Origin of the sequence: Streptomyces sp. BBFR25, from assembly GCF_044590125.1 — a bacterium.
Classification (GTDB): domain Bacteria; phylum Actinomycetota; class Actinomycetes; order Streptomycetales; family Streptomycetaceae; genus Streptomyces; species Streptomyces canus_D.
This window is the reverse complement of sequence record NZ_CP172447.1, coordinates 7,974,509-7,989,235: the sequence shown is the minus strand read 5'-3', so window position 1 is coordinate 7,989,235 and position 14,727 is coordinate 7,974,509. Positions and strand designations below refer to the sequence as shown.

Genomic DNA, 14,727 nt, shown 5'->3' with positions numbered 1-14,727 from the left:
GGTCAGTTCTCTCTTCTTGCGTCACGTGCGGGTGATGAGGTGCTCCCGGTCGCGGAGCCGGTTTCGGTCTCGGTCTCGGTTTCGGCGGCCAGGGCGGCGGTCAGCAGGAGGGGGCTGCGGCCCAGTCCGCAGACGGTGCGGGCGTAGGCGTGCGCGGCCACCTCCTCGGCCCCGGCGACATGACCGGCAACGCGCAACCGGCCCAGGCGCAGGGCGCTGTGGCCCAGGGCGCGCTTCAGGGCGGCCTTCGCGGGGCCGTGGTGGAGGTGGGCGTGCACCGCCTCGTGGGCGAGGGCGGCCGCCCGTACGGACCCGGGCGGGTACCAGTGGCGCCAGCCGCGGGCGTCCACGACCCGTTCGGCGAGTTCGACCGTGTCGGTGTACAGCTCGACGGTGGGCGGTCTGGAGGTGTAGCGGGCGAGCAGCCCGAGTTCCAGGCCGCCGTCGCGCTCGACGATCCGGGCCTCGCACGCCACGGGCGCGAGGGCGGAGCCGAACGCGTCGGCCGCCCGCGCCCACCGGCGCAACAGGTCCGGGTCGCGGTGCTCGTGGGTCGGGGTGGCGGCCAGCAGCCGCACCGCCCACCCGATGTCGTCGGTGGCGGCGAGGTCCGCCCGCACGGGAGCGTTCTTGACGGTCACTCGCGCACCTCCAGTACGGCGACCACCGGTTCGTCGGCGGCGCGGGAGCGCAGTTCGCTGCGGGCCAGGGCGAGCAGCGGCTGCGGGTCCAGGACACCGGAGAGGTCGGCGATGCGGGAGCCGAGCAGCAGTCGTACGGCGGGGGCGCGGACGCCTCCGTCGCCGTAGGACGTGTTCTCGGCGACCAGCTTGGCGAGCACCTCGGGGGCGGCGGCGACGGTGGTCGCCTCGACCCGGGCGTCGGGGGCGTGGTGGCGGACGACCCCGTCGGCGTCGACGACCCGGACCGGGTGGCGGACGGGCCTGAAGCGGCGGTGGACCTCGGTGCCGTACACGGTGTGGGCGGGGGTGCCCGCGAGGACGTGCACCTTCGACGGGTCGGTCTTGAGGCTGGTGGCGGCCAGCCGCAGGCGCTCGGCGTCGTCGGCGCGGTGGGCCCGGTCCTGGGTGCGCAGTTCGGTGGCGCCGGTGGCGATGGCGCGTACGACGTTGGTCTGCGGGTCGACGGTGACCTCGACCTCGACGCCGTCGGCGGCGGCGCCCTGTGCGACCACGGCGCGTTCGGCCTCGGCGCGGACGGCGAGGATCTGCTCCTGGGTGGCGCCCGGCACGATCCGCTCGACCTGTTCGCGCACCAGGGCGAGGGCGACGCCGATGGGGCTGATGACCTCGCTGTGCTGCGCGATGCGGCCGGTCATGCCGGAGCGGGCGGCCAGGTGCGGGGTGACCGAGGCGGCGCCGCCGCCCCCGCCGACCAGGACGGCGGTGTCGGTGTCGAGGCGGTACTCGCGCACCAGGTCGTCCACGACGGCCCGCACCTGGTCGGTGCCGGCGTCCAGGAGCCGGGCGGCGGCGGTGTCCACGTCGGTGCCGAGGGCGGCGGCGAGCGGGGCCAGCGCGGCGCGGGCGGTGCCGGGGTCGGCGTGGGCGAAGTCGCCCTCGGGGACGCGGCCGAGGGCGTTGGCGGCGCAGGTCATGGTGAGCGCGAACCGGCCGCCCGCCGCGTCCAGGACGGCGTAGTCGGCGGGGTCGCCGGGCAGCGGGCTGGTGGTGGTCAGCTTCGCGTCCCGCAGGTCGGCCGGGTCGGCGTAACAGGCGTACGGCAGCCCGGCGATGTGCGCGCTGCGCGGACCGGTGCCGGTGACCCGGCCGCCCGAGACGCGCACCATGGAGCCGCCGCCGACGCCGACGGTGCGCACGTCCAGGGCGTTGAGGTAGGAGGTCCGGCCGAGCAGCACGGCGTGCCGGACCGCGACCTTGCCGCGCTTGACGACGCTGATGTCGGTCGAGGTGCCGCCGGTCTCCAGGAACACGCCCTCGCTGACGCGTTCCTGCATCAGCGCGCCGGCGACACCGGCGGCCGGACCGGACAGCACGGTCAGCAGGGGCCTGCGGCGCATCTCGTCCAGGGACATCACTCCCCCGTCGCAGCGCATCACCATCAGCGGCGCGGTGACCCCGGCCTTGGTGATGGAGGCGTCGACGAGGTCGGCGGTGGCCAGCATGCGCGGCAGGATCGCCGCGTTGACGACGGCGGTGCGGGTGCGTTTGCGCAGCCCGTACAGGGAGGTGATCTCGTGCGCGGCGGTGGTGGGCAGGCCGGTGGTGCGGGCCGCGTCGGCGACCGCGTCCTCGCCCTCGGGGCGGTCGACGCCGAAGGGTTCGCTGGCCACCAGGGCCTGGGCACCGGCGGCGGTGAGCTGTTCGACGGCGGCCCGTACGGCGGTGGCGTCCTCGGGGTCGGGCACGTGCGCGTAGTGCAGCGGGAGCCGCTTGCCGGGGGTGAGTTCGAGTTTGGCGAGCGTGGCGAGTCTGCGGGTGAAGTACGTCCCGGCGCCGGTGCCGATGCCGAGCAGGCCGACGGTGGCGACGTCGCCCTCCAGCAGGGCGTTGGTAGCCTGGGTCGTGCCGTGTGCCAGGAAGGCCACGTCGGCGGGTGCGTGTCCGGTCTGCTTCAGCAGCCGGTCCAGGGCCTCGACGATGCCGTGTGCGACACCGTCCTCGTGATGGTGGCTCGTGGGGACCTTCACCTGGCCCACGAGCCGGAGCGTCGTGGCGTCGACCGCCACGGCGTCGGTGAAGGTTCCGCCCACGTCGATGCCGACGCGGATGCGGTGGGTGGTCATGTCCGGGCACCTCCTTGTGCTGGGTCGGTCCACGCGCGGGCGGTCACCGGGCGGGGCAGGTGGTGCTGCCCCGCCCGACTCCCGTTCCGCGCGGGGTCGTTCAGTAGCCCCTGACGTCGGGCCAGTGACGCTGTACGCCGTCGCGGTCGAGCACCCTGGCGAACTCCTCGAACCTCTTGTCCTCGGCCTGCACCTGGTGCGGCTCGACGTCCTCGGCGAGGCAGTGGGCGGCGAGGGCTCCGGCGACCTCGCCGACGTTCCACTCCACCGGGTGCAGGCGGTAGCAGCCGTTGGTGATGTGGGTGGTGCCCAGGTTCTTGCCGGCCGGCAGCAGGTTGCGCACCCGGCGCGGGACGAGCGCGCCGAGCGGGATCTCGAAGGGGACGGAGCCGATGTCGACGTAGCCGTCGCCGCCGGTGGAGGGGTGCAGGTCGATGCGGTAGTTGCCGACGCCCACCGAGTCGCGGTGGCGGGTGCGGCCGTAGGGGCCGAGCAGGTCGATGGAGACGTCGTGCTCGGTGACGGTGGTGACGGCCTTGATACGGCGGGACTCGCGGACGTAGGCCGCCTTGGCGAGGCCGTCGGCGGTACCGGTCACGTCGGGGCGCGGGCGCAGCCCGGGGAAGCCGGTGCCGCCGTCGGTGCGGGGCGCCTCGGTCTGCAGCCAGTACAGCACCGACAGGGACAACTGCCGTGCCTCGCGCAGGGCTTCGGCCTCCTGGCCGATGTAGGGCTTCAGCCAGTAGTCGTTGAGCGGCCAGTTGACGAGGGTGATGTCGGAGTCGAAGGCGCCGTCGGTGTGCAGCTTGCGGGCGAGGATGCGGCGGAAGCCCCACAGTTCCTTGTCGCCCGCGTCGGCGCTCTGGTCGGCGCTGACGGCCAGCGGGTCGAGGTCGGGGTTGGGTTCGAAGGTGCGCGGCACCGGTTCCAGGGTGCGCGGGTCGGGGGCCTCGAAGCCGAGCAGCGGTCCCGGCCAGAAGTCGGGCTTGTAGTCGCGCCAGAAGTCGTAGTCGGCGGGGCGGTCGATCGTGTGGTCCTCGCCCTCGTGGTGGGAGAGGGCGAAGCAGACGGTGATGCCCTGCTGGTTGCCCGGCTGGGCCTGCTCGGGGGCGTGCGGTTCGTCGAACTCCGCCCTCGATTCGGCTCCGTTGACGTGCTCGACGCCCGCGAGGTGGAGCAGTTCGCCGGTCTCGGTGGCGTCCAGGACGTAGCGGGCGGGGACGGTGCGGCGGGTGCCGTCGCGGAGGTCCTCCAGGGTGACGGCGCGCACGACATCGTTGTCGGCCTCGGCGGCCACCGGCCGGTGCTCGGTGAGGACGGTGAGGCGACCGGCGGCCCGGTGCGGGGCGAGCATGCCCTCCAGGACGGCGAGGGCGACGCGCGGCTCGTGGCAGAGCTTGCTGACCCGGCCGGCGCCCGGGTTGAGGTCGGTGAGGGCGGCGGCCTCGGCGCGCAGGGGGTACCACTGGCGGTAGTACTGGCGGATGCCCTCGCGCAGTCGCCGGTAGGAGGCGGTGGTGCCGAACTGTTCGACCCACGGGTGCTCGTCGGGCGGCACGGCCTGGCTGGTGAGCTGGCCGCCGATCCAGTCCGTCTCCTCGGTCAGGACGACACTGCGGCCGGCCCGGCAGGCTGCGAGCGCCGCGGCGACGCCGCCGAGGCCGCCGCCGACGACGAGGATGTCGGGTTCCGGTATCACGCTGCTGCTCCTTAGGTGGTGCGGTCGGTGCTGTGGGCGGGGTGGGTTCAAGGGGCGGCCGGGGGTGGGCCCGCGGTCGCGCCCGGCCGGAAGGCGCAGGCGACGAGGGTGCCCTCGGCGGGTCCGCCCGCGATCCGGGCGGCGAGCAGCCGTACGGCCTCGGCGCCCAGCTCGGGGCGCGGGATGTCGAAGCCCATCGGCGCCGGTCCGTCGGCGAGGTCGGCGGGCGGGCTGCCGAGCAGGGCGAGCGACACCTGGCCGGGGCAGTCCAGGCCCGCCGCGTCGACGGCGGCGCGCAGGGCCCGCCAGGCGGCGCCGGTGTCGGTCTCCTCGGCGACGAAGGCGGTGACGCCGTCGGCCACCCAGGCGCGGACCCGGTCGGCGGTGAGGTCGCCGCGCGGGTCGCCGGAGCGGAAGACGGCGTCGGGTCCGGCGGGCAGGCCGCTCGCCGCGAGCCCGTCCAGGAAGCCGCGTTCACGGTCGGTGGAGGCGGGGGCGTCGTCGTCCTCACGGACGAGGAGGACGCGCCGGTGTCCGAGCCCGGCGAGCGCGGTGACGACCTCGCGGCTGGCGCTGACGTAGTCGGCGCCCACCCAGGCGAGGCCCTCGGGCTCGTCGCGCCGTCCGACGTGGACGACGGGGAAGTCGTCGGCGACCAGTCGGCGCAGTTCGTCCGCGGGGGCGTGGCGGCCCAGGAAGAGGCAGCCGTCGGCCAGCCGTACGCGGTTGAGCGCGCCCGCTCCCTGGGCGCCCGCTCCCCCGGTGCTCGACCCGGTGAACAGCACCAGGTCGTAGCCCTGCGCGGCGGCTTCCTGCTCCACGCCGACGAGGAACGGGTAGTACGAGTGCCGCACGTCGGTCGGGAAGGTAGCGGTGAAGCTGAAGACGCCGAGCAGGTTGTTGCGGGCGGCGGCGAGTCGGCTGGCGGCCGGGTCGGGGACGTAGCCGAGGCTGTGGGCGGCGTCCAGGACCTTCGCGCGGGTCTCCGCCGAGATCGGCCGGCCGGTCGCGATGTCGCGGCCGGACAGCACCAGGGACACCGTCGCCTGGGAGACACCGGCGAGCCGGGCCACCTCCGCCTGCCTCGGCCGGGCCCGCCGGCCGGCCGGCGCGGGAGCCCTCCCCGGCCTCGCCCGCCCTGCGGCTTCCTTCGCCACCACCGCTCCTCTCCGTCGCTCCGTCGCGCACATTGCTTGTTAATGCGCATTACCTAATGCGCATTAACAAGCAATGTGAAGGACTGCGGGCCTCGGGTCAAGGGGTTGTGCTCAGGAAATGCCGGGTGGCGGCGGAAGAGACTCCCGCCGCCACCCGGAGTGTCGGATCAGATGCCGAACGGTGCCGCGTACCGGACGGTGCCGGCGGGCAGCGGGTGGGCGGCGTCCAGGGTGAGGGCCATCAGGGCCTCGTCCGGGACGTCGATGGTCAGCCCGATGCCGTGGGCGGAGGCCCGCGAGAAGCCGAAGCGGGGGTAGTACTCCGGGTGCCCGAGGACGACGACGTGGCGCTCGCCGAGGCGCTCGGCGGCGGCGAGCGCGGCCCGGACGGCGGCCGTACCGGCGCCGGTGTTCTGGTGCGTCGGCCGGACGGCGACCGGTGCCAGGCACAGCGCCGGACTGTCCCCGATGTGACAGCGGGTCAGCAGGGCGTGGCCGACCGGGCGGTCGGCGTCGTCCACCGCGACGAGGGACAGGCCCTCGATCCACGCCCCGGCGTCGGCGCGCAGCGCGTCGACGAGGGCGGCCTCCTCAGGGGTGGGGAAGGCGGCGCGGACGATGTCACGGATGGCGGGAACGTCGGCGCCGGTCTCGGCGCGGGTGGTCCAGGTACGAGAAGAAGACATGACGGGACTGAGGTCCTTTTCCGGTGTGCGTTCGTGGGATGCGGGGTCAGGCCGCCGCACGGAGCGCGAGGGAGATCCGGGCGCCGCGAAGGGCAGCGTCGAGCACGGTCATCAACCTCACCTCCCTGTCTTCCCGCTCCAGTGGAGCCCGATCGAACGCGAACGGAGCCACTGTACCCGTGGCAGGGTGTGCGCGGGGCGCGTTCACCACGGCTTCCCGGGGCCCTGGACCAATCCGCGGGCAGCGCGGCCCCGGATTACGCGGGGACATCCCAGTCCCTCGCCGTCCTTTGGAGCAACCGTCGTGAAGGAAGCCGTACACATCGGCAGAAACCCAGCGTCCCGACCCGATCTGCAGCAGCTGATCCGTGAGGTGGCCCTGGGCGACCAGGACTCCTTCGCCGCCGTGTACGACGCGGTGGCGGGGTCCGTGCTCGGGGTCGCCCGGGCGGTGCTGCGCGACCAGGCGCAGTCGGAGGAGGTCGCGCAGGAGGTGCTGGTCGAGGTGTGGCGCACGGCGCCCCGCTACCGGCCCGAGCGCGGCACGGTGGTCAACTGGATCCTGACTCTGGCCCACCGGCGGGCCGTGGACCGGGTGCGGTCGGTGGAGGCCGCCGCGGCCCGCGACCACAAGGCCGCCCTGCTCGACCGGACGCCCGAGTACGACGAGGTGACCGAGCAGGTCGAGACCCGGCTGGAGCGGGAGCAGGTGCGGCGCTGTCTGCGCACCCTGACCGAGATCCAGCGCCAGTCCGTGACCCTCGCCTACTACCGCGGCCTGACCTACCGGCAGGTGGCCGAGGCGCTGGCACTGCCGCTCGGCACGGTCAAGACGCGGTTGCGCGACGGCCTCATCCGGCTCCGTGACTGCCTGGGGGTGAGCGCGTGATGCGCACCGAGGACCTGCACAGCCTGACGGGCGCCTACGCCCTGCACGCCCTGCCCGAGGACGAGCGGGACGCCTTCGAACGCCATTTGGTGGACTGCGCCGACTGCGTGCGGGAGACCCGGGACTTCGACGCCGCGACGGCCCGGCTGGGGCTGGCCGCGACGGTCGTGCCCGGCCGGGCGCTCAGGGACCGGGTGCTGCACCGCATCACCACCGTGCGCCAGGTCTCCCCGGGCGGCGGCACCGTGGAGAAGGCACGCCGTGTGGTGCCCCGCGGGCGCGGACCGGCCCGCTGGGCGCTGGCCGCCTGCCTGGCCGCGGCGGCGGGCCTCGGCGGCACGGCGGTGTGGCAGTACGAGCGGGCGCAGGACGCCGGGGAGCGGGCCTCGCAGGCCGAGCGCCGGGCCGAGACCCTCGCCGGGGTGCTGGCCGCGCCGGACGCCCGGTCCCGTACGGCGCGGCTGGCCGACGGGGCGAGCGGGACGTTGGTCGTCTCCGCACGCCAGGACCGGGCGGTCTTCCTGGCCTCGGGCATGGCTCAGCCGCCGCGGGGCAAGGTGTACCAGCTCTGGTTCGACGACCACGGCACGATGCGTCCGGCGGGTCTGATGGACCCCGGCAGCGCCCGTCAGGCGGTGCTGATGGAGGGTGCCGTCGACGGTGCGGCGGGCGTGGGCATCACCGTCGAGCCGTCCGGCGGCTCACGGCAGCCGACCTCCGACCCGATCGCACTGCTGAGCATGCCGACGTGACGGGGGCGAGGGCCGCGCCCCCACGGGCCCGGCCCTCCGCCGACCGGCACGGCGGACGCCGACCGGCACGGCGGACGCCGACCGGGTGCGCGGCGTCGTGGCCCGGGCGCTGCTGGCGCCCGCCGGGCGAGCCCGTCGACCGGCTGCGGGAACGCGGCGTACTCGCCAGGCGATGCTGCTGGAAGGCGCCGTCGACGGCCCGGCGGACTTGGGCATCACCGCCGAGCAGGCCGGGGGCTCGCGGCAGCCCGCTCGCACTGCTGAACATGCCGATTTCAGAGGCGTGAGGGCCGCGCGCCCCCCGCCCGGCGAGCCCGTCGACGGCTGCGGAAACGAGGCGTACTCGTGCTGCACGGCGACCGCGACCGGGTCGCCGGGCTCCGCTCGGGACGGCGGCGTGTGCAGTCCGGCGTCCGGACCGGGAGGCCGATTGCTAGGCTGGTGGAGACGTTGATCGTGCAGCGAGGGAGTCGCGGACATGGTGGGTGACGACGACATCTCCGGGTGAGACCCGGTTCCGGTAGGCCGCCGCGGGCGATTTCGAGCGCCGTCGCAGTGGCCCCTTCGTCGTTCCCTTTTCCCTGTCTTCCGTCCCGGGCAGAGGTCCGTCTCCTGCCCCTCGGCTCCACGAGGTCGTCTCCATGTCCGACGCCGTCCTGCGCTGCTCCCACCTGTCCTTCTCCTGGCCCGACGACACCCCCGTCTTCGAGGACCTGTCGTTCACCGTGGGCGCCGGCCGCACGGGTCTCGTGGCCCCCAACGGGGCCGGCAAGTCCACCCTGCTCAAGCTGATCGCCGGAGAACTGCGGCCCACCGCGGGCTCCGTGACGGTCTCCGGGGTCCTCGGCCATCTGCCGCAGACCCTCCCCCTGACGGGCGGCCTCACCGTCGCCGAGGTCCTCGGCGTCGACGCCGTGATCCGGGCCATCGACGCCGTCGAGTCCGGGGACGTGGCCGAGGAGCACTTCACGGCCATCGGCGACGACTGGGACATCGAGGAACGCACCCGCGCCCAGCTCGACCGCCTGGGCCTGGGCGGCCTCGCCCTGGACCGGCGGCTGAGCACGCTCAGCGGCGGTCAGGTCGTCTCCCTCGGACTCGCCGCCCAGCTGCTGAAGCGGCCCGACGTCCTGCTGCTCGACGAGCCCACCAACAACCTCGACGTGGCCGCCCGGAGCAGGCTCCACGACGTGCTCACGGACTACAACGGCTGTCTGCTGCTGGTCAGCCACGACCGGGAGCTGCTCGACCGCATGGAGCGCATCGCCGAACTCGACCGCGGTGAGCTGCGCTTCCACGGCGGCAACTTCACCGCGTACGAGGAGGCCGTGCGGGCCGAGCAGGAGGTCGCCGAGAAGAACGTCCGCAACGCCGAACAGGAGCTGAAGCGCGAGAAGCGGGAACTGCAGCAGGCCCGCGAGCGCGCCGACCGCCGGGCGAGCAACGCCGCCCGCAACCTCAAGAACGCCGGGCTCCCCCGCATCTTCGCCGGCAACATGAAGCGCGGGGCCCAGGAGTCCGCGGGCCGGGCGGGTCAGACCCACGCCGGCCGGGTCGGTGAGGCGAAGGCACGGCTGGACGAGGCGGAGCGGTCGCTGCGCGAGGAACAGCGCATCACGCTGGACCTGCCGGAGACCGACGTCCCCGCGGGACGCACCCTCTTCCTCGGTCAGGGGCTCAGGATCCGGCTCGGCGAGCGGGAGGTGTTCGCCGGGGCGGGCGTCGACCTGACGGTCCGGGGACCCGAGCGCATCGCGCTGACCGGGTCCAACGGCGCGGGCAAGAGCACGCTGCTGCGGCTGCTCAACGGCGACCTGGAGCCGGAGGGCGGCAACCTCAGGCGCGCCGACGGGCGCGTCGCATATCTCTCCCAGCGGCTCGACCTGCTGGACGAGGAGCGCACCGTCGCCGAGAACTTCGCCGCCTACGCCCCTCACCGCCCGGAGGCCGAGCGGATGAACCTCCTCGCGCGCTTCCTCTTCCGGGGTGCCCGCGCCCACCTGCCCGTCGGTCTGCTCTCCGGCGGCGAGCGGCTGCGGGCCACCCTGGCCTGCGTCCTGTGCGCGGAACCGGCCCCGCACCTGCTCCTCCTGGACGAGCCGACGAACAACCTCGACCTGGTCGGCGTGGGCCAGCTGGAGAGCGCCCTGAACTCCTACCGGGGCGCTTTCGTGGTCGTCAGTCACGACCGGCGGTTCCTGCGCGAGATCGGCGTCGACCGCTGGCTGCGGCTGGCCGACGGCGAGCTGACGGAGACGGGGGCCGCCGAGGAGTAGCACACGGCGGGGCCAGACCTCCCGGGTGCCGCGGGGTCCGTTTGCGATCGGGGGGTGCCGGGCGGCAGGCTGCCGGTGTGGCCACTTTGCTGATCGTGCATCACACGCCGTCGCCGAACTGCCAGGCGATGCTGGAGTCCGTCGTGTCCGGGGCGACCGCGCCCGAGATCGAAGGGGTGCGGGTGGTCCGGCGGGCGGCCCTGGCGGCCACGGCCGTCGACGTGCTGGAGGCGGACGGCTTCCTGCTGGGCACCCCGGCCAACCTGGGCTACATGTCGGGTGCGCTCAAGCACTTCTTCGACCAGGTCTACTACCCCTGCCTGGACGAGACGCGCGGCCGCCCCTTCGGCTACTACGTGCACGGGGGCAGCGACACCACGGGCGCGGTGCGCGGCATCGAGTCGGTCACGACCGGCCTCGGCTGGCAGCGCGCGGCACCCGCGGTGAACGTGGCCGGTGAGCCCGGCAAGGCAGACTTGCAGGCCTGCTGGGAGCTGGGGGCCACCCTCGCCGCCGGTCTGATGGACGACTGAGCCCGCGCCGGGTGGCCGCTCGCAGTGGCTGCTTCCCTAGCCCGGCAGTGTGCCCAGGAAGCGGACGTGCGGGCGGTCGGCCGGGCCGGGGCGGGTGATCTCCGCTTCGACCCGGTAGACCTTCGCGACCAGGTCCGTCGTCAGGACCTGTGCCGGTGGGCCGCAGGCCACGACCCGTCCCTCCGCGAGGACGACGAGGTGGTCGCAGTACATGGCGGCGAGGTTGAGGTCGTGCAGGGCGACGACGCTGGTGACGGGCAGGGCGGCGACCAGGGCCAGCACGTCCAGCTGGTGCTGGACGTCCAGGTGGTTGGTCGGTTCGTCGAGCAGGAGTTCACGCGGCTCCTGGGCGAGGGCGCGGGCGATCTGGACGCGCTGGCGTTCGCCGCCGGAGAGGGTGTGCCAGAGGCGGTCGGCGTGGTCCGTCAGACCGGTGCGGTCCAGGGCGTCCGTGACCGCCCCCTCGTCGGCCGCCGACGCCGGTGTCCAGGCGCGGCGGTGCGGGATGCGGCCGAGCCGGACGACGTCCCGGACCGTCAGTTCCACCTGGGTGTCCGTCTGCTGTTCCACCACGGCCACGCGCCGGGCGACGTCCCGGCGGCCCACCCGGTCCAGGGGGCGTCCGTCGAGGGTGACGCGGCCCGCGGTCGGGGCGAGCACGCCGGCGAGCAGCCGCAACAGGGTGGACTTGCCGGAGCCGTTGGGACCGAGCAGGCCCGTCATGGCGCCGTCGCGCGGGCTCAGGTCGACGCCGTCCAGGATCAGGCGGCCACCGGTGGTGCGGGAGACCCGCTCGGCGTTCAGGGTCACCGTGTCCTCCGGGTGCGGTACAGCACGAGCACGAAGGCCGGCACACCGATCAGCGAGGTCACCACTCCCACCGGGACCTCCTGGGGTTCCAGGACGGTACGGGCCAGGGTGTCGACCCACACCAGGAACACGGCACCGGCGAGCGCGCAGACCGGCAGCAGCCGGGCGTGTCCGGGACCGGTGAGCGCCCGTACCGCGTGCGGCAGCACCAGCCCGACGAAGCCGATCGCGCCCGCCGAGGCCACCAGGGCGGCGGTGAGCAGAGCGGTGGCGCACAGCAGCACCAGCCGGGTGCGGGCCACGTGGACGCCGAGCGCGGTCGCCGCGTCCTGGCCGAAGGCGAAGGCGTCCAGCGTCCTGGCGTGACCGAGGCACACGGCCAGGACCAGCACCAGGACCGCCGTGCCGGTCCACACGTCGCTCCAGCCCGCGCCGCCGAGCGAGCCGAGCAGCCAGAACAGCACGCCGCGGGTGGTCTCGGCGTCGGCGGCGGTCATGACCACGAAGGAGGTGAGCGCCGAGAACAGCTGCATCGCCGCCACGCCCGCGAGCACCACCCGGTCCGTGGTGCCGCCGAGGCTGTGGCTGAGCAGCATCACCAGCGCGAAGGAGCAGACCGCCCCGACGAACGCCCCGCCGGAGACGGAGAGCGCGCCGCCTCCCACGCCGAGCACGACGACCAGGACGGCGCCGGTCGAGGCACCGGAGGAGACGCCGAGGACGAAGGGGTCGGCGAGCGGGTTGCGCAGCAGGGACTGGAGCACGGCCCCGCAGACGGCGAGTCCCGCGCCGCACACCGCGGCGAGGAGGGTACGGGGCAGCCGCAGGTCCCAGACGATGCCGGCGCGGATCGGGGAGACGTCCCCGGCGGTGGTGCCGGCCCCGAGGTGGGCGGCGATCACGGACCACACGTCGGCGACGCCGATGTCCGCGGGGCCGATGGTGACGGCGACGGCCACGGAGGCGCACAGGGCGAGGGTTCCGGCCGCCGCCCACCCGAGGGCGCCGCGCGGTGCGCGTATGCCGGGGACGGGGGCCGTCCGGCTCGCGGACGTCACTGGGCGAGTCCGAACCCGCGCAGGGCCGCCGCCACCTGTTCCACGCCCTCGACGGTGCGGATGGTGGGGTTCATGGCCTGTCCGCTGAGCAGCACGTAGCGTTTCTCGCGGACCGCGGTCATGTTCCTGGTCACGGGGTCGGACTCCAGGAACTCGATCTTCTTCGCGGCCGTCTCGGCCGTCTGGGACCTGCGGGTGAGGTCGCCGAGGACCAGGACGTCGGGGTCCCGGTCGGCGACGGTCTCCCAGCCGACCTGCGGCCACTCCTCGTGGGTGTCGTCCATGGCGTTCCGGGCGCCGACCGCATGGGTGATGACGCCGGGGGCGCCGCAGCAGCCCGCCAAGTAGGGCGAGGTGGAGTTGGCGAACCAGTACATGAGAGTGACGCCGGAGGCGTCGATGCCGGATGTCGCCTTGTCGACCCTGGACCGGAGGTCGGCGACGAGTTTCTCGCCGCGCTGCTCGACGCCGAAGAGGCGGGCCAGGTCGCGGACTTCGCGGTAGACGGTGTCCATGGACAGGGGTTCGTTCCGGACGCCGTCGCCGTCGCCGCTGTTGTCCTTGCCGGCGCAGTCGGACGGGGACAGGTAGGCGGGCACACCGAGTTTCGTGAACCGTTCGCGGGTGGCCACGCCGCCGGTGCCGAGCGTGGAGGCGAAGGAGGCGGCGACGAAGTCGGGTTCGGCGTCCAGGACCGTCTCGAAGGACGGCATGTCGTCGGCGAGCCGGGGGACATCGGCGTTCGCCTTCTCCAGTCCCTTCATGACCGGGTCGGTCCAGGTGGCGGTGCCCGCCATACGGTCGGCGAGGCCGAGCGAGAGCAGGATCTCCGTCGTGCCCTGGTTGAGGGAGACGGCCCGGCGCGGGGGCGCGTCGACCCGGACGTCGTGCCCGCAGTCACGGACGGTGCGCGGGTAACCGACCGCGTCGGACTCCGCGGCCGAGTCGTCGGTGCCGGCACCGGACCCGCAGCCGGAGATCAGCAGGGCGCCGGACAGGAACAGGACGGGGCCGCGCAGGGCGCGCCGGGAAAGGAGGAGTCGCCGGGGGCCGACGGGGCGTGCTGCTGGCAAGGAAGGATCCTCTGGCGTCGAGGGCTCATGCGCGAAGCCCGTCCGTACGATGCGGCCCGCGCCGCACGCGGCGCGGGTGCCAGCAGGTCTTCGGACTCGGGATCGACCGGACGGGACGCCTTCCCGGACGGCGTACGCCGCCCAGTGGCCCGTGTCCCGCCCGTCCCCCTCACCGCTGCGCGTCAGTTCCGGATTCGCACCGGATTCCCTGACCCACCAGGTGGGTTCGACTGGCTTGCGCAAGCTACCACAGGGTCATCGCCCCGCCGGGGGACGGGCCACTGCCCGACCCGCTCCCCCGGCCCTCGGGCCGCCACGCCCGCCCGCGCGTCAGCTCTTCGGCATGAGGACGGTGTCGATGACGTAGACGTTGGCGTTGGCGGTCTTCACGTTGCCGCAGACGACCTTGGCGGAGTCGTTGACCTTGTAGGACTCGTCCGAGCCCGCGGTGGTCAGCTCGGACTTCTGCAGCGTCTCGAAGGAGCCCTTCTCCAGGTCCTTCGGCGCGAGCTTCTGGCCGACGACGTGGTAGGTCAGGATGTCGGTGAGCATCGCCTTGTCGCCCAGGACCTTGTCCAGGTCGGCCTTCGGGATCTTGGCGAAGGCGTCGTTGGTCGGCGCGAACACGGTGATGTTCTCGGCGTTGTTGAGCGTGTCGACCAGACCGGCCTTCTTGACCGCCGTCACCAGCGTGGACAGGGCCGGGTTGTTCGAGGCGGCCGTGGCGACCGGGTCCTTGGCCATGCCGTCGAACGAACCGGCACCCTCCTTCGGCACCGTGGAGCAGGCAGGGCCGAACGGCTCGTCGGAGTCCGTCATGCCGCCGGAGGTGTCGGACGACTGGTCGTCGCTCGCCGCGGGAGCCGAGGAGGCGGCCTGGGCGGAGTCCGAGGAGCCGCTGTCGCCGTCGTCGGAACAGGCGGCCAGGGACAGGGGCAGGACGGCGGCCGCGACGACGGCGACGGCGGAACGACGGATACGGGCGTTCATGGAGAATCTCCCTGAAAACGGGCAGCGCGAGGACTGC

13 protein-coding genes and 1 riboswitch are annotated in these 14,727 nt (G+C 73.9%); of the genes, 4 read left to right on the top strand and 9 right to left on the bottom strand.

The window, feature by feature from the left end; translation table 11 throughout:
- Nucleotides 1–2: 2 nt before the first annotated feature.
- The 5 genes from ACGH52_RS35840 to ACGH52_RS35820 form a co-directional block, all read right to left on the bottom strand.
- The gene (locus tag ACGH52_RS35840; protein ID WP_399945542.1) at nucleotides 3–641 is read right to left on the bottom strand and encodes a hypothetical protein; all 639 of its coding nucleotides are present in this window, start codon (nucleotides 639–641) and stop codon (nucleotides 3–5) included.
- Complete coding sequence (locus ACGH52_RS35835; RefSeq protein WP_399945539.1) at nucleotides 638–2,767, bottom strand: hydantoinase/oxoprolinase family protein; 2,130 nt, start codon at nucleotides 2,765–2,767, stop codon at nucleotides 638–640. The genes ACGH52_RS35840 and ACGH52_RS35835 overlap by 4 nt, the downstream gene beginning before the upstream one ends.
- Before the next feature lie 100 nt (nucleotides 2,768–2,867).
- Entirely contained in the window at nucleotides 2,868–4,466 is a 1,599-nt protein-coding gene (locus ACGH52_RS35830) for an FAD-dependent oxidoreductase (protein ID WP_210976377.1), read from the bottom strand.
- Between the two features lie 47 nt (nucleotides 4,467–4,513).
- The gene (locus ACGH52_RS35825) at nucleotides 4,514–5,539 is read right to left on the bottom strand and encodes a LacI family DNA-binding transcriptional regulator (RefSeq protein WP_210976402.1); all 1,026 of its coding nucleotides are present in this window, start codon (nucleotides 5,537–5,539) and stop codon (nucleotides 4,514–4,516) included.
- Between the two features lie 251 nt (nucleotides 5,540–5,790).
- A complete protein-coding gene (locus ACGH52_RS35820; RefSeq protein ID WP_210976376.1) occupies nucleotides 5,791–6,309 on the bottom strand; it encodes a GNAT family N-acetyltransferase in 519 nt (172 codons plus the stop codon).
- Between the two features lie 304 nt (nucleotides 6,310–6,613).
- On the opposite strand from ACGH52_RS35820, the gene ACGH52_RS35815 reads away from it, so the two are divergent.
- From ACGH52_RS35815 to ACGH52_RS35800, 4 genes are all read left to right on the top strand, one after another.
- Nucleotides 6,614–7,198, top strand: coding sequence for a sigma-70 family RNA polymerase sigma factor (locus ACGH52_RS35815; protein WP_210976375.1), 585 nt, complete (start codon nucleotides 6,614–6,616; stop codon nucleotides 7,196–7,198).
- On the top strand, nucleotides 7,198–7,950 hold the full coding sequence (locus ACGH52_RS35810) for an anti-sigma factor domain-containing protein (protein WP_210976374.1): 753 nt from the start codon (nucleotides 7,198–7,200) through the stop codon (nucleotides 7,948–7,950). Before ACGH52_RS35815 ends, ACGH52_RS35810 begins: the two co-directional genes overlap by 1 nt.
- 641 nt (nucleotides 7,951–8,591) lie before the next feature.
- Nucleotides 8,592–10,226, top strand: coding sequence for a ribosomal protection-like ABC-F family protein (gene abc-f / locus ACGH52_RS35805; protein ID WP_399945532.1), 1,635 nt, complete (start codon nucleotides 8,592–8,594; stop codon nucleotides 10,224–10,226).
- 77 nt (nucleotides 10,227–10,303) lie between these two features.
- Nucleotides 10,304–10,759: a flavodoxin family protein gene (locus ACGH52_RS35800; protein ID WP_059296693.1), complete on the top strand. Its 456-nt coding sequence runs from the start codon at nucleotides 10,304–10,306 to the stop codon at nucleotides 10,757–10,759.
- A 36-nt stretch (nucleotides 10,760–10,795) separates the two neighbouring features.
- Here the strand turns inward: ACGH52_RS35800 and ACGH52_RS35795 are convergent, their stop codons facing one another.
- The 4 genes from ACGH52_RS35795 to ACGH52_RS35780 form a co-directional block, all read right to left on the bottom strand.
- On the bottom strand, nucleotides 10,796–11,569 hold the full coding sequence (locus ACGH52_RS35795) for an ABC transporter ATP-binding protein (protein WP_210976372.1): 774 nt from the start codon (nucleotides 11,567–11,569) through the stop codon (nucleotides 10,796–10,798).
- Complete coding sequence (locus ACGH52_RS35790) at nucleotides 11,566–12,591, bottom strand: iron ABC transporter permease (RefSeq protein WP_210976400.1); 1,026 nt, start codon at nucleotides 12,589–12,591, stop codon at nucleotides 11,566–11,568. Before ACGH52_RS35790 ends, ACGH52_RS35795 begins: the two co-directional genes overlap by 4 nt.
- Before the next feature lie 32 nt (nucleotides 12,592–12,623).
- Nucleotides 12,624–13,700: an ABC transporter substrate-binding protein gene (locus ACGH52_RS35785; protein ID WP_399945528.1), complete on the bottom strand. Its 1,077-nt coding sequence runs from the start codon at nucleotides 13,698–13,700 to the stop codon at nucleotides 12,624–12,626.
- A gap of 63 nt (nucleotides 13,701–13,763) precedes the next feature.
- Nucleotides 13,764–13,950: riboswitch (cobalamin riboswitch) on the bottom strand.
- Nucleotides 13,951–14,030: 80 nt separating this feature from the next.
- A complete protein-coding gene (locus tag ACGH52_RS35780) occupies nucleotides 14,031–14,690 on the bottom strand; it encodes a fasciclin domain-containing protein (RefSeq protein ID WP_399945525.1) in 660 nt (219 codons plus the stop codon).
- Nucleotides 14,691–14,727 lie beyond the last annotated feature (37 nt).